At 62.0% G+C, this 18,889-nt stretch carries 19 protein-coding genes; 15 read left to right on the forward strand and 4 right to left on the reverse strand.

The features are described 5' to 3' along the window. Positions 1 to 18: 18 nt before the first annotated feature. From AOQ71_RS25485 to AOQ71_RS25505, 5 genes are all read left to right on the forward strand, one after another. A complete protein-coding gene (locus AOQ71_RS25485) occupies positions 19 to 810 on the forward strand; it encodes a heme-binding protein (protein WP_057752716.1) in 792 nt (263 codons plus the stop codon). Positions 811 to 906: 96 nt separating this feature from the next. After that, complete coding sequence (locus AOQ71_RS25490; RefSeq protein WP_057752718.1) at positions 907 to 2,769, forward strand: methanol/ethanol family PQQ-dependent dehydrogenase; 1,863 nt, start codon at positions 907 to 909, stop codon at positions 2,767 to 2,769. Beyond that, positions 2,753 to 3,592, forward strand: a complete 840-nt coding sequence (locus AOQ71_RS25495) for a substrate-binding domain-containing protein (RefSeq protein ID WP_057752720.1) — start codon at positions 2,753 to 2,755, stop codon at positions 3,590 to 3,592. The genes AOQ71_RS25490 and AOQ71_RS25495 overlap by 17 nt, the downstream gene beginning before the upstream one ends. Continuing rightward, entirely contained in the window at positions 3,592 to 4,212 is a 621-nt protein-coding gene (locus tag AOQ71_RS25500) for a c-type cytochrome (protein WP_057752723.1), read from the forward strand. Before AOQ71_RS25495 ends, AOQ71_RS25500 begins: the two co-directional genes overlap by 1 nt. A gap of 12 nt (positions 4,213 to 4,224) precedes the next feature. Next, complete coding sequence (locus AOQ71_RS25505) at positions 4,225 to 4,605, forward strand: c-type cytochrome (RefSeq protein WP_057752725.1); 381 nt, start codon at positions 4,225 to 4,227, stop codon at positions 4,603 to 4,605. Here the strand turns inward: AOQ71_RS25505 and AOQ71_RS25510 are convergent. Together AOQ71_RS25510 and AOQ71_RS25515 are read right to left on the reverse strand one after the other, a co-directional pair. Next, complete coding sequence (locus tag AOQ71_RS25510; protein WP_057752727.1) at positions 4,598 to 6,397, reverse strand: SDR family oxidoreductase; 1,800 nt, start codon at positions 6,395 to 6,397, stop codon at positions 4,598 to 4,600. The two genes, AOQ71_RS25505 and AOQ71_RS25510, sit on opposite strands and share 8 nt — an antisense overlap. 235 nt (positions 6,398 to 6,632) lie before the next feature. After that, entirely contained in the window at positions 6,633 to 7,607 is a 975-nt protein-coding gene (locus AOQ71_RS25515; RefSeq protein ID WP_057752729.1) for a cation diffusion facilitator family transporter, read from the reverse strand. A 238-nt stretch (positions 7,608 to 7,845) separates the two neighbouring features. Here AOQ71_RS25515 and AOQ71_RS25520 point away from each other — a divergent pair, with 238 nt between their 5' ends. The 3 genes from AOQ71_RS25520 to AOQ71_RS25530 all read left to right on the forward strand — a co-directional run bounded on the left by AOQ71_RS25520 (position 7,846) and on the right by AOQ71_RS25530 (position 10,711). Then, a complete protein-coding gene (locus tag AOQ71_RS25520) occupies positions 7,846 to 9,462 on the forward strand; it encodes an alpha-amylase family glycosyl hydrolase (RefSeq protein WP_245317125.1) in 1,617 nt (538 codons plus the stop codon). 133 nt (positions 9,463 to 9,595) lie between these two features. Beyond that, a complete protein-coding gene (locus AOQ71_RS25525) occupies positions 9,596 to 9,775 on the forward strand; it encodes a hypothetical protein (RefSeq protein WP_057752731.1) in 180 nt (59 codons plus the stop codon). A gap of 153 nt (positions 9,776 to 9,928) precedes the next feature. Further along, the gene (locus tag AOQ71_RS25530; RefSeq protein WP_057752732.1) at positions 9,929 to 10,711 is read left to right on the forward strand and encodes a Crp/Fnr family transcriptional regulator; all 783 of its coding nucleotides are present in this window, start codon (positions 9,929 to 9,931) and stop codon (positions 10,709 to 10,711) included. Here AOQ71_RS25530 and AOQ71_RS25535 read toward each other — a convergent pair. Then, positions 10,708 to 11,622 carry a glycosyltransferase family protein gene (locus tag AOQ71_RS25535; RefSeq protein WP_430648649.1) on the reverse strand — a complete coding sequence of 305 codons (915 nt, stop codon included), beginning with the start codon at positions 11,620 to 11,622 and terminating at the stop codon, positions 10,708 to 10,710. The genes AOQ71_RS25530 and AOQ71_RS25535 overlap by 4 nt on opposite strands. A gap of 7 nt (positions 11,623 to 11,629) precedes the next feature. Next, positions 11,630 to 11,917, reverse strand: a complete 288-nt coding sequence (locus AOQ71_RS25540) for a hypothetical protein (protein ID WP_057752734.1) — start codon at positions 11,915 to 11,917, stop codon at positions 11,630 to 11,632. A gap of 288 nt (positions 11,918 to 12,205) precedes the next feature. On the opposite strand from AOQ71_RS25540, the gene AOQ71_RS25545 reads away from it, so the two are divergent. From AOQ71_RS25545 to AOQ71_RS25575, 7 genes are read left to right on the forward strand one after another with little or no spacing between them, the layout of a single operon-like run. Beyond that, positions 12,206 to 13,306 (forward strand): inositol-3-phosphate synthase, encoded by a 1,101-nt coding sequence (locus AOQ71_RS25545; protein WP_057752736.1) that lies wholly within the window; start codon positions 12,206 to 12,208, stop codon positions 13,304 to 13,306. Further along, a complete protein-coding gene (locus AOQ71_RS25550) occupies positions 13,306 to 13,902 on the forward strand; it encodes a histidine phosphatase family protein (protein ID WP_057752739.1) in 597 nt (198 codons plus the stop codon). Before AOQ71_RS25545 ends, AOQ71_RS25550 begins: the two co-directional genes overlap by 1 nt. Further along, positions 13,899 to 15,002, forward strand: coding sequence for a CgeB family protein (locus tag AOQ71_RS25555; RefSeq protein ID WP_057752742.1), 1,104 nt, complete (start codon positions 13,899 to 13,901; stop codon positions 15,000 to 15,002). Before AOQ71_RS25550 ends, AOQ71_RS25555 begins: the two co-directional genes overlap by 4 nt. 1 nt (position 15,003) lies before the next feature. Next, entirely contained in the window at positions 15,004 to 15,807 is an 804-nt protein-coding gene (locus AOQ71_RS25560) for a nucleotidyltransferase family protein (RefSeq protein ID WP_057752744.1), read from the forward strand. Next, entirely contained in the window at positions 15,804 to 16,568 is a 765-nt protein-coding gene (locus tag AOQ71_RS25565) for a TIGR04290 family methyltransferase (protein ID WP_057752746.1), read from the forward strand. Before AOQ71_RS25560 ends, AOQ71_RS25565 begins: the two co-directional genes overlap by 4 nt. Then, on the forward strand, positions 16,568 to 17,521 hold the full coding sequence (locus AOQ71_RS25570; protein WP_057752749.1) for a glycoside hydrolase 5 family protein: 954 nt from the start codon (positions 16,568 to 16,570) through the stop codon (positions 17,519 to 17,521). Before AOQ71_RS25565 ends, AOQ71_RS25570 begins: the two co-directional genes overlap by 1 nt. Then, positions 17,509 to 18,714: a phosphopentomutase gene (locus AOQ71_RS25575; RefSeq protein ID WP_057752750.1), complete on the forward strand. Its 1,206-nt coding sequence runs from the start codon at positions 17,509 to 17,511 to the stop codon at positions 18,712 to 18,714. The genes AOQ71_RS25570 and AOQ71_RS25575 overlap by 13 nt, the downstream gene beginning before the upstream one ends. The last annotated feature ends 175 nt before the right edge of the window (positions 18,715 to 18,889 follow it).

Raw genomic sequence — 18,889 nt, forward strand, 5'->3', positions numbered from 1 at the left:
AGTTCTCTTGGAGGATACATGGCCAGACCTCGTGCGTTGCCAGTCGCAGCCTTGATCGCGGCATGCTTCACGTTGCCCACCGGCTCGATCGCGCAAGACCAGCCGCGTCCCGCAACGTCCTGCCCGGTTGACCATGATCAGCTTGCAGACATTCTCAAGAAGAGCGTCAAGCCCGGCGGAGGGCCGAGCAACGGCGGGCTTGACAACAACGAATGGGCGGCTGTGGTCAATCGCCAGGGGATCGTCTGCGCCATCGCCTATAGCGGCAGCAAGGTCGACGATCAGTGGCTCGGCAGCCGCGCGATCGCTGCCGAAAAGGCCAACACCGCAAACGCTTTCAGCCTGAAGGACAAGGCTATGGCGACCGCCAATCTCTACGCGGGCGCCCAGCCCGGCGGATTCCTGTTCGGCGCCGCATTGAGCAGCCCGCCTTCCGCTGATGCGATCTATGCCGGCACGCCCGACGATTTCGGCACCAACCACGATCCGATGGTCGGAAAGGCCGTGGGCGGTGTGATCGTCTTCGGCGGCGGCCTTGCGCTCTATGACGACAAGGGCATCGCCGGCGCGCTGGGGGTCAGTGGCGACAGCTCCTGCGCGGACCACAATGTGGCCTGGCGCATACGGCACTTGCTCAGTCTCGATCGCGTCCCGGCGGGCGTCAGCCCGAACATGAAGGACGCGATCATCTATGACATCGGGCCCGACGGCAAAAGTCCGTCGGGATTCGGCCATCCCAAATGCAACGGCAAGGAAGACCAGATCGCGGTCGACCTGGGGGCGGGCGTCTCCGGGAACGTGGTGAGATAGCGGCGCTAGGAACCAAGCAGACCCGCAACGTTTGTACATCCGCGAAACGGCCTGCAACGCGGCACGGCCTCATCAAATGCCGTGGAGTCTTCACCTATGTTAATGCTTGGCGTCCGTCGGCGGTTGGGCGGAATGATTGGCGCGCTTTGCGCTTTCGGCGCATTGCTCTCCACCGCCTTCGCGCAAACTGCCTTCGCGCAAAGTGATCTGGCCGACCGGATGAAAGACCCGGGTCAATGGCCAATGGCTGCTCGCGACTACGCCAATACGCGCTATAGCGACCTCGACCAGATCAACGCAAGCAATGCAACGCGCCTTCAGCTTTCCTGGACGTTCTCGATTGGTGCGGACCGTGGCCAGGAGGCGGCGCCGCTCGTCATCGACGGCACGATGTACGTGGTCGGTCCCTACGCCGGACCATATCCAAACCGCGTCTTCGCGCTCGACGCCACCACGGGTGAGCTGAAATGGTCCTACGCGCCGAAGCCTGAACCCGCCGCGGCAGGTGTCGCTTGCTGCGACGTGGTCAATCGGGGGCTCGCCTTCGACAACGGCAAGATCTTTCTCAACACGCTCGACAATCACTCGGTCGCGATCGATGCCAAGACGGGCAAGGAACTCTGGCACACGAAGCTCGGCGAGATCAACAAGGGCGAGACCATCACGATGGCGCCTGTCATCGTGAGAGGCAAGGTTCTCGTCGGCAACAGCGGCGGCGAAATGGGCGTGCGCGGCTGGGTCACCGCGCTCGACGAGAACACAGGCGCCATCGCCTGGCGCGCTTATACGACGGGTCCCGACAAGGACGTTTTGATCGGCGACGACTTCAAGCCGTTCTACGACAACCTCAAGGGCAAGGATCTCGGCGTGAAGAGCTGGCCCGCCGATCGCTGGCAGATTGGCGGCGGCACGATGTGGGGATGGATCTCCTATGATCCCGAGCTCAACCTGATCTACTACGGCACTGCCAATCCCAGCCCCTGGAATGCAAACCAGCGCTCGGGCGACAATCTCTGGAGCACGACGATCTTCGCGCGCGATCCCGATACGGGCCGCGCCAAATGGGCCTATCAGGTCAATCCGCACGATCTTTTCGACCATGACGAGATCAACGAGAACGTGCTGGTCGATCTCCCGCTGAACGGGCAAACCCGTAAAGTTCTGATTCATCCCGGTCGCAACGGCTACATGTACGTCATCGATCGCGCCACCGGGGAAGTGATCTCGGCGGATGCCTATGAGTTCGTGAACAGCTACAAGGGCGTCGATCTGAAGACCGGCAAAATCATTCCCAACGAGGAAAAGACCCCGCTCGTCGGCAAGACCGTGGAAAACATCTGTCCGGCGGCCCCCGGCGCAAAGGATTGGCAGCCTACCGCGTGGTCGCCGCGGACCAGGCTGCTCTACGTACCGCACCAGCACCTCTGCATGGATTTCAAGGCCTCACAGGTCGGCTATATCGCCGGCACGCCCTATGTGGGCGCCGATGTCGACATGTATGCCGGACCAGGCGGCTATCGCGGCGAGTTCATGGCGTGGGATCCGATCGCGCGGAAAAAAGCCTGGGAAATCCACGAGAAGCTGCCGGTCTGGAGCGGCACCCTCGTGACCGCCGGTGATGTCGCGTTCTACGGCACGATGGATCGCCTGTTCAAGGCGGTGGACGCCAAGGACGGAAAGGTGCTCTGGCAATTCCGCGCCGGCTCCGGATTCATTGGGCAGCCGATTTCCTATCGCGGCTCGGACGGCCAGCAATATATCGCGATCCTGTCGGGCGTCGGCGGTTGGCCCGGTGTCGTCGCCAACGCCGAGGTCGATCAGCGCGTCCGCAACAGCGCGCTCGGTTTCACGGGCGCGACGCAAGATCTGCCGTTCTACACCGCGGGCGGCAGCGAGCTGCTGGTTTTCAAGCTGGGCGGCCCCAATGGTCAGGACAACGGCCATGCGCGTGCGCAGTAATTGTATCGCCCTCACTTTTGGGGCTTTGATCGGGCTTGCCTCTCCCGCGATTGCCGCAGCGGATGGTGAGCTGCGCGTCTGCGCCGATCCGAACAATCTGCCGTTTTCCAACCAAGCCGAAGCCGGTTTCGAGAACAAAGTCGCGACGATGCTCGCGCAGTTCCTCGGACGGCAGGTCAGCTACACCTGGTGGGCGCAGCGACGCGGATTCATCCGCAACACGCTGAAGGCCGCGAAGTGCGACGTCGTGATGGGCGTACCCGCCGGCTACGATCTCGTGGAGACCACCAGGCCGTACTATCGCTCCACCTACGTGTTCGTCACCCGACAGGACAAGCACCTCGATCTATCCTCTCTGCTCGATCCTCGCCTTCATCACCTTGTCATCGGCGTCCATCTCGTCGGTGACGACGGCAACAATCCGCCGCCGGCCGAAGCTCTCGGTGAGCAAGGCATCGTGGACAATGTCCGGGGATACTCGATCTATGGAGATTATCGGGAAGCCGATCCGCCCGCACGGCTGATCGAGGCCGTCGCGCACGGCGACATCGACGTCGCCGCGGCCTGGGGACCGCTGGGCGGCTACTTCGCTCGGCATTCCGCCGTGCCCCTGACGGTCACAGCGGTGCAGGATGGCGAGCGCTTCGCACCCCAGCAATTCCAGTTCGCGATCTCGATGGGCGTACGCAAGGGCGACCACGCTCTGCGCGATCAATTGGATGAATTCATCGACGAGCACCAATCCGACATCGCCTCGCTGCTGCGCAGCTACGGCGTGCCCCTGGTTGAGCGCCCCGCAACCGCTTCCGGAGGACATGAGTGATGCGTGCGACTGCCATGTCTCTATTGCTGCTGATCGCCGTGAACCATTCCGTTCACGCCCAGCAAAGCCTGCCGCAATCGCAGGAGGCACAGATGCCGACGCTGTCCCCGCGCCCGAACTTCGGCGGCAGCGTCGGCAACGGCCGGCCCGGCGTGTTCATGCAGGTTCCGGTCAGTCATCTGCATCCGGGTGCGCAGCCAGATCCACCTGAGATCAAGAACCCCTCGCAAGGCGATCCGAATGCGGAGCAGCGCGGGATGACGTACTTCATCAATTTCAATTGCAGCGGCTGCCATGCCTCCAATGGCGGCGGCGGCATGGGCCCGGCGCTGAGCAACAGCACGTTCACGTATGGCTCGCAGCCTGAAAACATCTACCTCTCGATCTACCAGGGCCGGCCGAACGGAATGCCGGCCTGGGGCGGCGTGCTGCCCGACAGCGTGATCTGGGATCTCGTGACCTACATCGGGAAGATCAGTAACGAGCCGAGCCATCAGTGGGGCCGCACCCTCTCGGCAAACCCGCTCTCACCCGAAGTCGAGCAGGTCCCAAGCGAGCAGGTCTCGACGACCGATCCCTGGTCAGCAACCAAGACTTTCAGTTTCGGCCAGAAGCCCTGATCGGAGTATCGAATGGGCGATCATCTTGCCGCACGGTTGCTGATCACCTCGCTGATGGGGATGGCGATGATCGGCGGCGGCGACGCCAAAGCTGCGGGCCCTGACAATTTCAACGGCGATGCGCGCCGGGGCGCCGACCTCGTCAAGAACTATCATTGCGGCGGCTGTCACGACATTCCCGGCGTTGCCGGAGCGGACGGGAACGTTGGGCCACCTTTGCATCGGATCGGCACGCGGACCTATATCGCCGGCTACATCCAGAACTCACCGGACAATATGGCGGCCTGGATCGAGGATCCGCAGCGGGCCTTGCCAGGCAACGCCATGCCAAGCATGGGCATCTCGCAGAAGGACGCACGCGACATTGCGGCGTTTCTCGCTACGCTTAAGTAGGATGTGCGGGCCTATGAGATCGGCGATGAGATTGCCCGCGGGTCTTCATATGACGCCGAGGCGGTCGGGCGGCAGCCGATGCGATCAATACCAGGCACGCGGCAATACCAAGCACCGCCAGACCCTTGCCGATCGCGCCCGCCGGCGGAAGCTGCTTGCGAGCCAGCCAGCCACCATCGACCGAGACGCCAAGCGGACTGGCGTCGATGATGCTCCCTTCTGTGACCGGCGCCCGTCGCGCCCGCGACAGCAGAAATCGGAACGCCGTTCCCAGCGTGTCTTCTGTCCATTTCGGGGCGAGAGCGAATGCCAGTTGACCGGCGCGCGCGGGCCACCCGACGGCCACTTCATTGCGAGGCTTGCGGACGAGGTTCAGAAAGGTCTGGGCAACATCTTCGGACTGGTACAGCAGCGGACCGGGATCGAGCTTCTTCCCGGACATGTTGGCGCCATGGACAAAGCCCGGGGTATCCACCATCGCCGGGAAAACGCCGCAGACGTGGATATGCGGATAGCCGCCGAGTTCCTGGCGCAGGCTCGCCGTAAACCCGCGCAGCCCGAACTTGCTGGCCGTATAGGCAGCCGCGAACGGTGTCGGCGCCCAACCTCCCAAAGAGATGTTATTGATCAGGATACCTCGCTTCTGACGCAAAAAGAACGGAAGCACCGCGAAGGCGCCGTGCATCGTGCCCAGGAGATTGACCTCGATCGTTCGACGATGAAGGGCAAGATCCGCGTTTTGGTAGGCGCCGAACACGCCGGTTCCGGCATTGTTGATCCAGACGTCGATACCTCCGAACGCTGCTTCGGTTTGCATGGCAAGCCTCTGCACCGCATCGGGATCCGTGACGTCGGTCGGGACTGCCAGGGCACGGCCGCCGACCGCCTCGCACTCCGCCGCAAGATTGGTCAGGATCTCGCCACGGCGCGCGGCAAGAGCCAAGCTCGCGCCTTGCCGCGCGAATGCCAACGCCGCAGCACGACCAATTCCGCTGGATGCACCGGTTATGACGACGCGGGTGCCGGACATGGACTGTGAGGTCAGGCCCGGCGTACGGCTCGGAAGCAGCCATCGCAACGAGCGACGAAGACGCTCGGCTGCGTCGGAATCGAACCAGTCTCCATGGGCAAAAATCACCCGCTCAGGACCCAGGCTGACGAGCCGCTCTGCCGCAGCCTGCACGGCGCGGCCGCCCAGATGCAACAGCAGCCGCAGATAGATGGGCGCCTTGCCGTCCGGCTTGGCGATCCCAAGCAGACTTGCGGCGGCCTGAGCTGGTCCCGAAAGATGGTCTGCATCGAGATTCTGCACGAGATCCGTCAGGATCAATGTGCGGCTGCGCTTGTCGAATAGCTCCACTTCCGAAAACATCGGGGCATTTATGAAAACCGCCTGGAGCTCGCCTGCCCACTCTTGCGGAGTGATGTCGCCGAGCTCGCGATCGATATGAAGACCGGCCTGTCTGACCTGTTTCCGGCCGGCGAGCCCCCGCACTGCAAAGGTCAGCGCCCGCGGACACTGTGTTTGCCAATCGGGCAAAAACATCCAATGCGCGACATTTGGCGCGAGCAGATACTTGATTGATCCCACGCGCTCGAGTTCGGTGCGCAAGGCCGGCGAATATCGCACTGGTGAATGCAGCACCAGATCCCCGTTCGACAACCGAATGACAGTCATGCGGACGGGCAGAGGCAAACCCGCCGTGCTGATCGGCTTGTCGTCTGCAACCCAGATATCGTCCGTTACCCTGGTTATACGGGCGAGCGAGAAGGCAGGATCAGAATTGTTCATGAGCGTCTTCCGATGAGCCCTTGCTCAAATCGCGGACATGACGCTCGTTCCTGAACCGCTGCGGTAGGAACTAAAATCCACCTGTTCGATTGCCAAGCGTCATCTGGACCATGTCCATGCGAAACGTCCAAAAACCAATTCGTCGGCGGCGGATATCCGCTGGAAGCTTTTTGTTCGGCGTCTTCATCATTCTGGTCGTCGCCAATCTTGTCCAACGCTCGACTTCGTGATGTCCTCATTCGCGGTGGCTCATTCCTAACCGCTCTGCGCGAACATGACGATATCTCGTATGGGTCTGAGGCTTGATGAAGATCGCGGCAACTTCCGGATGGTGCTTTCGAATGTCGTGTTCGATCGCAACAACCAGCTGCTCTATTTCGTCCGCCCTCTTGTCATCTGCGAACTCGATACTGAGGGCTGCGACGATCTCCGTCGGCGAGAGCTGCACCGTGAGCAAGCCGTTGGCCCGAAGCACGCCGGGAGACCGCCGGGCCAGATCAACGACCGATCGTGCAAGTTCCGGATCTGCCGGCTCCCCGATCAGAAGGCTCTTGCTCTCGCGCGCGAGTGCAATTGACGTGATTCCGAGAAGAATCCCGATCAGAACGGAGCCAACCCCATCCCACGCCGGCTGATTGAACATAACGGCTGCGACCGTGGCCGCAGCGGCGATGACGATTCCGATCAAGGCTGCGCTATCCTCCAACAGCACCATGAACGCCGGCGGATCCTTGCTGCGGACAAACGCATTGTAATAGCCGAACTTCCTGCCGTCGGCCCGGACCCGACGCCATGCGATCAGCCAGGACACGCCCTCAAATATAAAGGACAGCCCAAGGACGACGTAGCTGACGACGGGATCGTCGATCGGCCGAGGCCGCAGGACGTGCATGACGCCTTGATAGAACGACACACCTGACCCGAGCGCGAAGATCAGTAGCGCAACGATGAAGCTCCAGAAATAGAGCTCTCGCCCGTGACCGAGCGGATGCGCCTCGTTGGCCGGCCGATCGGCACGACGATAACCGTAAAGCAGCAAGCCTTCATTGGAGGTGTCGACAACCGAATGAACAGCCTCGCTGGTCATCGCCGAACTCCCCGTCCATACCGCCGCGCCGATTTTGGTCAGGGCGACCAGCACGTTGCCGATCAACGCCGCGTAGACGGTGATCTTTGTCGAGGATTTAGCCTGTTCTCTCGCGTCGCTTATGGCTGGCCGCCTCTCTGGTCACGCTCGAACGGCTTGCTAACCCACATCGGCCTGCCCTGGGGCCTGTGCTGATGACGCCCAATCATCGTCTCGCCGACTGGTTCCTATTGGCGAATTCGCGGAGAAACGATCAGTTACGACAGCATTAGCAACCTTCGTTCCCTCCAAGACTTAGATGTCAGCCGGTTGGCCGGAGAAGGAACATCGGCAGGAGTTCTGAGCCGAGGGTATGTGAGCCTTGATACGAGACAATGACAGCTCAGCGCGTGACGGAAGCCCGTGGTGGCAATCCGCGGTCATCTACGAAATTGCTCTGATCTCGTTCCAGGACTCCGATGCCGACGGCAAGGGCGACCTGATCGGCCTGATGTCCCGGATCGACTATCTGAAATGGCTGGGCGTCGATGCAATCTGGTTGACGCCGATCTACAAGAGTCCGTTCCGCGATCTCGGCTACGACATCTCCGACTACCGCGCGATCGACCCTGCCTTCGGGACCCTTGATGAGTTCGACAAGCTTCTCGCCGCTCTGCATCAGGCCGGTATCCGCCTGATTCTGGATCTCGTTCCCAATCACACGGCGGATGATCACGAATGGTTCGTGGAGAGCCGCAGTTCACCCAGCAGCGCGAAAGCAGATTGGTACATCTGGGCGGACGCCGCGGAGAACGGTGGTCCGCCAACCAACTGGCTCAGCCGTTTCGGCGGCAGCGCATGGGAGTGGTGTGAAGCGCGGCGGCAATACTATTATCATACCTTCCTGGTTGAGCAGCCCGACCTCAACTGGCGCAACCCGCAGCTGCGCTCCGCCATCGCCGATGTGATGCGCTTCTGGCTTGACCGAGGCGTCGACGGCTTCCGCGTCGACGCCAGTGCGGTTCTGATCAAGGACGCGCATCTGCGCGACAACCCGGCGAATCCCGATGCCCAGGGCAAGCCGCCACCGCAGCGACAGACGCCCGTCTTCACGGACGACCGACCGGAGACGATGCAATGCATCGAGTTCATCCGTAGCGTGATTGACGAATATCCCGAGCGGCTGTTGTGCGGCGAAGTTCAAGGCAAAACCGATCGCATCGGCCATTTCTACGGCACGGAGCGCCCGCGGCTGCATCTGCCGCTCAACTTCGCGCTGCTTGACGCGCCTTGGAATGCATTGTCGTTGCAAGCCGCGATCGACGCCTATTTCAATGCCCTGCCTGACGGCGCCTGGCCAGTGTGGGTGATTGGCGGCCATGACAAGCCGCGGATCGCGAGCAAGATCGGCGAGCCGCAACTACGTGTGCTGGCAATGCTCCTGATGACCCTGAGAGGAACTCCCTTTATCTACATGGGTGACGAGATCGGTCGTAAGCGCGTCCCTATTCCGCCTGATCAGGTTCAGGACCCATTCGAAAGGCTCGTCCCTGGCTACGGCCTTTGCCGTGATCCCGAACGCGCTCCGATGCGATGGGACAATACAGCAAATGGTGGGTTCTCGGACGGACGCCCATGGCTGCCGCTCGATCCCGCGGGATCGACCAATGTGACAGCTCAGCAGAACGACGACGGTTCGATTCTGATGCTGTTTCGTGCGCTGCTGAGGTTGCGGCGCGAGCATGCATGTCTTCGTGAAGGCGACTACCAACCGCTGCGCTCGCAGAACGACATTCTTGCGTTCGAACGGGTCTATGAAGGACACCACATGCTGATAGTACTCAACATCGCAGACGAACCACGGAAATGGCCCAGCCAGGTTTCCGGCCGTGTCCTGCTATCAACCTATCTGGACCGGGCATCCGAGGCTGTAGCGGCGGCCTCAGTCCTGCTTCGAGGCAATGAGGGCGTGATTCTTTCCCGCCGTGCCCCCGGGTAACGCTCAGGAACCTCGATCGAGCCTGGGAGTCTCACCCGGGCGTCCGGCGCATCCCCCTTGCCGGATGACCGTAGGCCGCCCCCAAGCGTTCCCCTTCAGGCGCCCGGGTCAGCGGCGACATCGGAGACTGACGATGAGCAAAGCGAAAGACCTCAGGCAGCGCCTCGTCGGCAAAGCCAAGCAGGCAGTCGGCGAGATCATCGGCGATCAAGCTCTCCACGACAACGGTAAGGCGGAAGCCGACCGCCCCAACAATCATTACGAGGAGCGGCCCCCACTCAATCCGCTGAAAAAGCTGCGCCAGCTGACGTAAGTGTCCTTGCCACCAGGAACATAGATGGTTGGCGCACGTCGAATCGCATCTATCGACGCACCGGTTCATCATTGAGAGCCGACGCATCAAAGGTTAATGCCTGCCCTTTGCTTTTTCGGCAGACTTGTATTGGGCAGGGCGATTGGACGGTACATGCAGGCAGGATTTGCTTTCTCAAAACTCGCCGACCGCTTGGCGAGTCTCGGCGAGCTAACGGCTGATGACCTCGATTTGCTGGTAGACATGCCAAGTACGATCACGCATTTCAGCCCGCATCAGCCGATTCTACGTCATGGCGACGATGCCGCTCAATGCACCCTGCTGCTCCAGGGCTATATCTCCTGGCAGGATCCCGAGGCGTCGAACGGTCAGATCACGTCGATCTCGGTCCCCGGTGACATCGCCGATCTGCAGACACTTTATCGGCCTCGCATCAACGGCAACCTCATTGCCCTTGGACCAGCAGTCGTGGCGCAGGTTCCACACCGATTTTTTCGCGAATTGGCCGCACGGTCGCCTGCTCTGTCGCGGACCTTGCTGCTGATGCTGCTTGCCGAACACGCGATGCAGCGCAACTGGACGGTCAACCTCGGCAGCCGGGATGCGCTGACGCGGGTCGCACACTTGATCTGCGAGATCATTGTGCGTCTTCAAAGTGTCGGAGTCGCGGGGGATTTCCGGTTATCGTCGCCGTTTACCCAATCGGATCTCGCCTCTGCTTGCGCCATTTCTCCCGTCCACGCGAACCGCACGATCCAGGAACTGCGCCGCTGCAATATGCTGCAGTGGCAGAACAAGGTCCTGACGATCACCGACTGGTCCGGACTGGTGAGACTTGCGCACTTCGATGCCTCCTATCTCGGCATTCGGTCCCGAAAGCAAGACGCGAGGCCGGAGTCGCAACGCTCGACGAATGCTGATATCGCCTTGGCTTAGCCGGGTTTGTCGAATTGCGCCCGGGCGCTCAGCTTGACCGCGACCTCCGCGACAACATCGGTCCAATCGCCAGGTCTTGTCTGGTGAAACAGCCGCATACTCGGATACCAAATCGAACGATCCCCTGACAGGGGCCAGCGCCAGTCGCAGTCGGTGTGCAGCAACACCCACGCTTCCCGTCCGAGTGCGCCTGCAAGATGTGCGACCATGGTATCGACGCAAATGACCAGGTCGAGCTGGTTCAGGACATGCCCGAGATCCGCGATTCCAGGCGTGCTGATGTCGCGCGCACCGATACGGTCAAGCTCCTCCTTCCGCGCTCCGCTCTGGAGGGCGTGGAGCGTTACACCCGGAACGGCGAGAGAACGCAGCAAATGACTTGGAATCGCACGTCTCTTGTCCCATTCCCCAACCTGCCACACCAAGCCGACAGAGAAGCCTTCGCGGTCAAGATCTGCCGCCGCATCCTGGCGCGGCAGCTCCAAATAGGGCGCGCGCATCCCGACCTGCTCACAGCTAACCCTCAGCGCATGCGGCACCTCCATGATCTCGATGTCGACCTCGAAGTTCGCTTCGGGTGCGCCATCATGGAGTGCAAACGCGCGATCGACGCCTGCCGTGCGCTCGACCAACGGCAAAAGCTCTTCTTGGCACCAGACCGTGACGCTGCGCGCAAGCTCGCCAAGGGGCCGCATGAAGCGGAGAAACTGGATGGTATCACCGAGCCCGTGATAGCACCGCACGAGCACGTCCCTGTCCGCGAACGGCTCGCCGCGCCAAATTCGCTGAAGATGGCGCGGGCCTATGTGCTTGGGAGCATACGCAAATGTCCGAAGGTCCCGGTCGGTGATCCTCCACGCGACAGCGAAGTCGCCCGCCCGCATCGCCTTGGTCCATCCGCTCACCGGCATACAACCACTAACGCCGGACGAACTTGTGGAAGCGGCTTAGCTTACCTTCCTTGGTCCGATCCTGGTGCAGGAACGCGATACCTGCCTCGTCGAACTTCTCGAAGAATTCGTCCCAGCCGATACGCTCGAGACCGTCATCAGGTGGGTCGAAATCGATCCGGAGGATGCCGGCGTGCCCATCCTCCTCGGTCGACTTGACGGTCGCCGGTCGGCCGCCGCGCTCGTCCACCCATTTGCGGATGGCAGCATGATCTGTGGTTTGATGAGCTTCACTGTTCTGCGTTTTGGATGACATGACGGACCTCGCTTGTTAGTCGCTCGATGAACGCCGGCGGGCCCGATTGGTTCTTGCGCGACTTCGGCGCTGCCGACGAACATCATCTTCTTCATCTTCATCCAGGATGATCGTCGTTCCTTCGCACCGACAGCGGATTCTAATCCAGGTTAAGCGCGACGCATTTTTTCTGCCGAGAATCCCCGGGAGCGCGAGCGCTGTGCATGTACTGGAGGAACGAACATACCTTCCGCCACGTTCGCCGATCTACTTACCTCGACGCGCCCGTCTTTCCGGAGGTCTTACGCCATGCATTCCCGTCTTCAGGATAGGCGCCGCGTTCGCGTCGGCATCGTCGGCGTCGGCAATTGCGCCAGCTCGTTCGTCCAGGGACTGACGTACTACCGGAACGCCAAGTCGAACGAGCCCGTGCCTGGCCTGATGAACGTTGATCTTGGAGGGTACCACATCAGCGACATCCAGATTGCATCGGCCTTCGATGTCAATGCCAGCAAGGTGGGGCACGACGTCGCCGACGCGATCTTTGCCGCTCCCAACAATACGCATCGATTTGCCGATGTCGACCAGACTGGCGTGGTTGTTCAACGTGGCCCGGTCATGGACGGCATCGGGCATTATCTCAAGGACGATGTCCCGATTGCCGATGTTCCGGAGGCCGATGTCTCAGAAATCCTGGCCAAATCACGCACCGATGTCCTGGTGTCCTATCTCCCTGTCGGCTCGCAGCGAGCCAGCGAATGGTACGCGGCGCGCGCGATCGAAGCGGGATGCGCTTACGTCAATTGCATTCCCGTATTCATCGCCTCGAATCCCGAATGGAGGCGCCGGTTCGAGGATGCCGGCCTTCCGATCGTCGGCGATGATATCAAGAGCCAGGTCGGCGCCACCATCTTGCATCGCTTGCTCGCAAACCTGTTTCGCGACCGCGGCGTGCGGCTCGACCGCACTTATCAGCTCAACGTCGGCGGCAATACTGACTTCAAGAACATGCTCGAGCGCGAGCGGCTGGCCTCGAAAAAGATTTCGAAAACCCAGGCCGTCACCAGTCAGTTTGACGTCCCTATGGATGCCGACAACATTCATGTCGGCCCAAGCGATCACGTTCCCTGGCTGACCGACCGCAAGCTCGCATTCATCCGGCTTGAAGGCACGACCTTCGGCGGCGTTCCCCTGAGCGCCGAGGTCAAACTCGAGGTCTGGGACTCACCAAATTCGGCCGGCGTCGTGATCGATGCGGTCCGTTGCGCCAAGCTTGCGATGGATCGCGGCCAGGGCGGCGCCCTCACGGGCCCGTCAAGCTACTTCATGAAATCGCCGCCGCAGCAATTCACGGACGAAGAAGCCGGACGGCGAACACGCGCCTTCATCGACGACAAGGCATGCGTCTAATGGCACGTGTCATTCATCTTCTCCGCCATGGCCACCATGCCCAGCTTGGGCGCACGCTGTGCGGCCGGATGGGCGGCGTTGTGCTCGACGACATCGGTTGCGAAGAAATCGCGCGTTGCGCAGCCACAGTGACACCGCAACCGGCGCTGATCCAGTCGAGCCCCCAACAGCGCTGCATCCAGTCCGCCAGTATCCTGGCGGCGCACTTTGGACTGCCGATCGAGATCGTCCCAGCACTGGACGAACTCGACTATGGCGAATGGACCGGGCGATCGTTCGAAGATCTCCATCGGGACGCTCAGTGGTCGCGCTGGAACAGGTACCGCGGCAGCAGTCGTCCACCGGGGGGCGAGACCATGAGATCGCTACAGAGGCGCGTCGTCGGCCATCTTGAACGGCTCCGCTGCGATAGCGTCGCAGACACGGTGATCGCGGTCAGTCATGCCGAACCCATTCGTGCGGCAATTCTGCACTACGCACGCAAGCGCCTGGACGACTTCCTGTCGATCGACATTGAACCATCCAGCATCAGCACGTTGAGCATAGACATCAGCGGGATCACAATCACCGGGATCAACCAGCGGGTGCCGGCGTGAAGATCGTCATTTTCGGCCTGGCCATCTCCTCCTCCTGGGGCAACGGCCACGCGACGCTCTGGCGCGGCCTCTGCAAACATCTGACGCGCCTCGGCCACACCGTCGTCTTCTACGAGCGCGACGTGTCCTACTATGCCGGTGCCCGGGACTTCAATGAGTTGCCCGGTGGTCAGCTGCGGCTTTTTTCGAATTGGGAGGAGACCCGCTCCCTCGCCCGCAATGACATCGCGGATGCCGATGTCGCGATCGTGACGTCCTACTGTCCCGACGCAATTGCGGCCACCGACCTGATCATGTCGGAAGGTCGCGCCATTCCCGTCTTCTATGACCTGGATACACCGATCACGTTGGCGCGGCTGATCGCGGGAGAATCCGTTGCTTATATCGGCACGCGAGGTTTACGCGATTTCGCGCTCGTCCTCAGCTTCACCGGCGGACCACGCGTCGTCCAGGAATTTCGCGACCGGCTCGCCGCCCGCGATATCCGTCCCCTGTACGGCCACGTCGATAGCGATATTCATCGCCCGGTGCCGCCTGAGCCACGCTATTGCACGGATCTGTCTTATCTCGGCACCTATTCCGAAGACCGGCAGCGCGGGCTCCAGGCGCTGTTCGTCGAACCGGCGAGAGCGCGGCAAGACCTGCGTTTCCTGATTGGCGGAGCGCAATATCCTGACGACTTTCCGTGGTCGCCTAACATCTATTTCGTGCGGCATCTGCCGCCATCGGAGCATGCGCCCTTCTTTGCGTCCTCTCGCCTGACCCTCAATGTGACGCGCAACGCCATGGCTGAGATGGGCTGGTGCCCCTCCGGCCGTCTGTTCGAGGCGGCGGCCTGCGGCGTTCCGCTCCTGAGCGACGACTGGCCGGGCATCGAGGAGTTCTTCACACCCGGCAGCGAGATCCTGATCGCCCACGATGCGCAGGACACCTTGGGCGCGTTGGCGATGTCGAGCTCCGACCTGCAGTGCATCGCCGGGCGCGCCTATGAGCGGACGATGGAACAGCATACATCCGACAAACGCGCGCGCGAGCTGGTGGCACTGCTCGAGCAGGCGGTATCGAGCGGCGCGTGTCGCCAGCAATCCGAGGAGGCCTGACATGTGGGGCATCGTGCCGGCCGCAGGCCGCGGCAGTCGTATCCAGCCGCTGGCTTTTTCCAAGGAGCTGCTGCCCGTGGGCAGTCGGCGCGACGATGGCACCGAGCGGCCCTGCGCGGTCTCCGAGTATCTGCTGGAGCGCCTGATCCTCGGCGGCGCGGACAAGATCTGCTTCGTGATCTCGCCGGGCAAGTCCGACATTCTCGAATATTTCGGCGATCACTACGGCAGTGCCCAGCTCGCCTATGTCGTCCAGCCGGACGCCTCCGGGCTGTGCGACGCCGTCTTCAAGGCCGGCACCGTCGTTGGCCGTGATGAAGACGTCGTCGTCGGCCTGCCCGACACCGTCTGGTTTCCAAAAGCCGCGTTGCAGGCCTTGCCCGATGCCGACCTCTCATTTCTGCTCTTTCCCGTCGAGCGCCCGGAATTCTTCGACGCCGTCGTGCTCGATGGCGACAATGTGCGGGAGATCCAGGTCAAGCAGCCGAAGCCGACGTCGCGGTGGATCTGGGGTGCGTTCCGAATGTCGGCCACCGGCTTTCGCGAATTGCACGCGCTCTGGAACGAACGAGACCAACGCGACGAGTATTTTGGGACGCTCGTCAACGCCTATCTCCAGGCAGGCGGCCTCGGCATCGGGATCAGGGCTGGCGAATCCTATGTCGATGTCGGGACCGTCGACGGCTATCGCACCGCGATGGCTCTTCTAGCCGAAGGCACCGACAGCCGGTCGCGGTTGCGGGCTGGCGTCTCGTCCGATGGGGCTCGACCGCCCCATGCAATGGACAATGGAGCGACCGCATGACTGGAGCGCTGCTCACGCGTGAGGAAATCCGCAGGCGCGTCGACGCGCTCGGCCCCTGGTTTCACAACCTCGACCTCAACGGCGTGCCGACCGCACCGAGCCACTTTCTCGGCGACTATCCCAATGTGAAATGGCGGCGCTTCTCGGGAATCATTCCGGACCGCCTTGAAGGCAAGACCGTGCTCGATCTCGGCTGCAACGCCGGATTCTATGCCATGGAGATGAAGCGGCGGGGCGCCGAGCGTGTGCTCGGGCTCGATACCGACGACGAATACCTTGCTCAGGCGCGCTTCGCCGCCGAAGTGAACGGTCTCAGGATCGAATTCCGCAAGATGTCGGCCTATGATGTCGGGCAGCTCCATGAAAAGTTCGATCTCGTGATCTTCATGGGCGTGCTGTATCATTTGCGTCATCCGCTGCTGGCGCTGGATCTCATCCACGAGCACGTCGCCAAGGATCTTCTGCTGTTCCAGTCGATGCAGCGCGGCGCCAGTCATGTCGACGCGGTCGAGAAAAACTACGATTTCTGGACCACCGGCCAGTTCGATTCGGCCGGCTATCCCAGGCTGCACTTCATCGAGCACAAATATGCCGACGACCCCACCAATTGGTGGGTGCCGAACCGGGCCTGCGTCGAGGCCATGCTGCGCAGCGCCGGCTTTGCCATCGCCGCGCATCCGGAAGAGGAAGTCTATCTCTGCAAGCGAACGGAACGGCCACAGATCGACGGGCCCGTCTATCCATCCCGGAGCACAAGCTGATGATCGAGGCGGCCAAGATCTGGAACGAACCGAACAACAAGTCGCACTGGGATCTCCTGATCGACCCGGACTGGGTTATGTTCGCAAACCTTGCCGCCGCAGCGGGAAAGGCGATCCGCAGTACGAGGCCCCTACTTCCCATCGTTCTCGGCGGCATCTCGCCGATCGATCCGTCCTTCATGCGCAACATGCAAAGCCGCGGCGTGCTCGACCATTTTGATGCGGTCGCCGTGCACGGCTTTCCGCTCGACTGGAACCTGTGGCAGATCGGTGAGTGGCCCGCCAAACTCGAGGAGATCAAGGCCGTCAGCAACTTGCCCGTGTGGGTGACGGAGGTCGGCGTCTCCTCGTTCGGCGCCGAAGAGGTGCAAGCCTGGGGCCTGTCGCGCACCGCCGAGCTGCTGATCGGCCGGGCTCCGCGTATCCATTGGTACAGCCTTTTCGACCTTCCTTCTGCCTGGGAGGCGACGACGCGACACAAGGAAGCCGAAGGCTCCTCCTACTACCGGCATTTCCACATGGGCCTGCTGCGCGAGGACGGCACGCCCAAAGCCGCCGCCGATCTGTTCTGCGCCTACGCGCCCGCCATGGGCCTGTGCCAGTGGTTCCATTTCGAGGATCACCGCCTCCACGACGCAGTGCACTGGATGCACCGTCTTGGGGTGACTCACTTGCGGACCGGTCTGTCATGGGCCGACAGCTTCCGCCCCAATGCGCTCGACTGGTTTGACCGCCAGATGGAGGCGTTGGCGGAGTTCCAGGTCACGGTCACGTTCTGCTTCACGCCCGAACATCGGGGCATAGAGCCTCATCACACCAGCCCGCCGCTGGACGTCAATGAATTTGCCGATTTCTGCGCGTCGATGGTCGATCGCTACTGTACCAGAACCGGTGTTGCATCTTCCCCGGCCTCGGCTGATCCTCCCATCGCAGAGCCAACATGCGTGCCCTAATCCTGGTCATGGATTCCGTCGGCATCGGCGCCGCGCCGGATGCGGCCCGCTACGGCGACGAAGGCGCCGATACCGTCGGTCACATCGCGGAAGCCTGCACGGCTGGACACGCCGACAGCAACGTGCGCGAGGGGCCGCTCCGGATTCCCAATCTCCTGGCGCTCGGCCTCGGGGAGGCCTGCCGCCTCGCCACGGGGCGCGTACCGCCGGGACTGGAGGCTCAGGTGCAGCACCGACAATTCGGATGCGCCAGCGAGATTTCGAAGGGCAAGGACACGCCCTCAGGACATTGGGAGATCGCCGGTGTACCCGTCCCGTTCGACTGGGGCTATTTCCCGCGCACGAGGCCGTGCTTTCCCGCAGAATTGACGAAAGGCTTGTGCGAGCAAGCCGGATTGCCTGGCATCCTCGGAGATTGCCACGCCTCGGGGACCGAGATCATTGCCGAGTTCGGCGAGCGGCACATGCAGACGGGAATGCCGATCTGCTACACGTCCGCCGACAGCGTGTTCCAGATCGCGGCACATGAGGAGACTTTCGGCCTCGAACGTCTCTATTGCATCTGCGCGATTGCGAGGCGGCTGATCGATCCCCTCAAGATCGGCCGCGTCATTGCGAGGCCATTCGCCGGCACAACCGCGCGCGATTTCAAGCGGACCGCGCACCGTCGCGACTTTTCCGTACCGCCGCCCGGAAGCACAATCCTCGACCTCGCCACAAGCGCCGGTCGCGACATCGTGACGATCGGCAAGATCGACGACATCTTCGCCCATCGCGGGACCGGGCGAAACATGCGGGGCGACGGCAACATGGCGCTGTTCGATGCCACCCTGAAAGGGCTGGCGAGCCTGGCGGACGAAGGACTACTGTTCGCAAACTTCATCGATTTCGACACGCTCCACGGCCATCGCCGCGACGTGGCCGGCTATGCCGCGGCACTCGAAGCCTTCGACGAACGCCTCCCGGAGTTATCGTCCCGCCTGCGAAGCGGTGACCTTCTGATCATCACCGCCGATCACGGTTGCGATCCGACCTGGAGCGGCACCGATCACACCCGCGAACAGGTGCCGATCCTTGCCTGGCCGACGCAATCATCTTCGCCAATCGGCAAGCGTACCGGCTTTGCCGATATCGGCGCGACCGCGGCAAGGCATCTCGGCCTGCCCGCCGCCCTTCGGGGGGCGCACTTCTAGCCACCGGCAGCCCGCCGATTCACCTCGGTTATTGATCCAGGTTAGAGAAATATTCGTTTGTACATTTTCGAGGAACGAACATTCCTTGCATCGCTTCTGACTCCAAACGTGACCGGCGCGCGGGTCGTCCGACCACCCAGCAAGTGCGCTTCACCAGACATCATCGACCGGTCCC

Source organism: Bradyrhizobium manausense (assembly GCF_001440035.1).
GTDB classification, from domain to species: Bacteria; Pseudomonadota; Alphaproteobacteria; order Rhizobiales; family Xanthobacteraceae; genus Bradyrhizobium; species Bradyrhizobium manausense.

Bases quoted from the DNA above. Each gene is read 5' to 3' on its own strand.
- AOQ71_RS25485 (WP_057752716.1), top strand. From the start codon at position 19: ATGGCCAGACCTCGTGCGTTGCCAGTCGCAGCCTTGATCGCGGCATGC.
- AOQ71_RS25490 (WP_057752718.1), top strand. From the start codon at position 907: ATGTTAATGCTTGGCGTCCGTCGGCGGTTGGGCGGAATGATTGGCGCG.
- AOQ71_RS25495 (WP_057752720.1), top strand. From the start codon at position 2,753: ATGCGCGTGCGCAGTAATTGTATCGCCCTCACTTTTGGGGCTTTGATC.
- AOQ71_RS25500 (WP_057752723.1), top strand. From the start codon at position 3,592: ATGCGTGCGACTGCCATGTCTCTATTGCTGCTGATCGCCGTGAACCAT.
- AOQ71_RS25505 (WP_057752725.1), top strand. From the start codon at position 4,225: ATGGGCGATCATCTTGCCGCACGGTTGCTGATCACCTCGCTGATGGGG.
- AOQ71_RS25510 (WP_057752727.1), bottom strand. From the start codon at position 6,397: ATGAACAATTCTGATCCTGCCTTCTCGCTCGCCCGTATAACCAGGGTA.
- AOQ71_RS25525 (WP_057752731.1), top strand. From the start codon at position 9,596: ATGAGCAAAGCGAAAGACCTCAGGCAGCGCCTCGTCGGCAAAGCCAAG.
- AOQ71_RS25530 (WP_057752732.1), top strand. From the start codon at position 9,929: ATGCAGGCAGGATTTGCTTTCTCAAAACTCGCCGACCGCTTGGCGAGT.
- AOQ71_RS25535 (WP_430648649.1), bottom strand. From the start codon at position 11,622: ATGCCGGTGAGCGGATGGACCAAGGCGATGCGGGCGGGCGACTTCGCT.
- AOQ71_RS25540 (WP_057752734.1), bottom strand. From the start codon at position 11,917: ATGTCATCCAAAACGCAGAACAGTGAAGCTCATCAAACCACAGATCAT.
- AOQ71_RS25545 (WP_057752736.1), top strand. From the start codon at position 12,206: ATGCATTCCCGTCTTCAGGATAGGCGCCGCGTTCGCGTCGGCATCGTC.
- AOQ71_RS25550 (WP_057752739.1), top strand. From the start codon at position 13,306: ATGGCACGTGTCATTCATCTTCTCCGCCATGGCCACCATGCCCAGCTT.
- AOQ71_RS25560 (WP_057752744.1), top strand. From the start codon at position 15,004: ATGTGGGGCATCGTGCCGGCCGCAGGCCGCGGCAGTCGTATCCAGCCG.
- AOQ71_RS25565 (WP_057752746.1), top strand. From the start codon at position 15,804: ATGACTGGAGCGCTGCTCACGCGTGAGGAAATCCGCAGGCGCGTCGAC.
- AOQ71_RS25570 (WP_057752749.1), top strand. From the start codon at position 16,568: ATGATCGAGGCGGCCAAGATCTGGAACGAACCGAACAACAAGTCGCAC.
- AOQ71_RS25575 (WP_057752750.1), top strand. From the start codon at position 17,509: ATGCGTGCCCTAATCCTGGTCATGGATTCCGTCGGCATCGGCGCCGCG.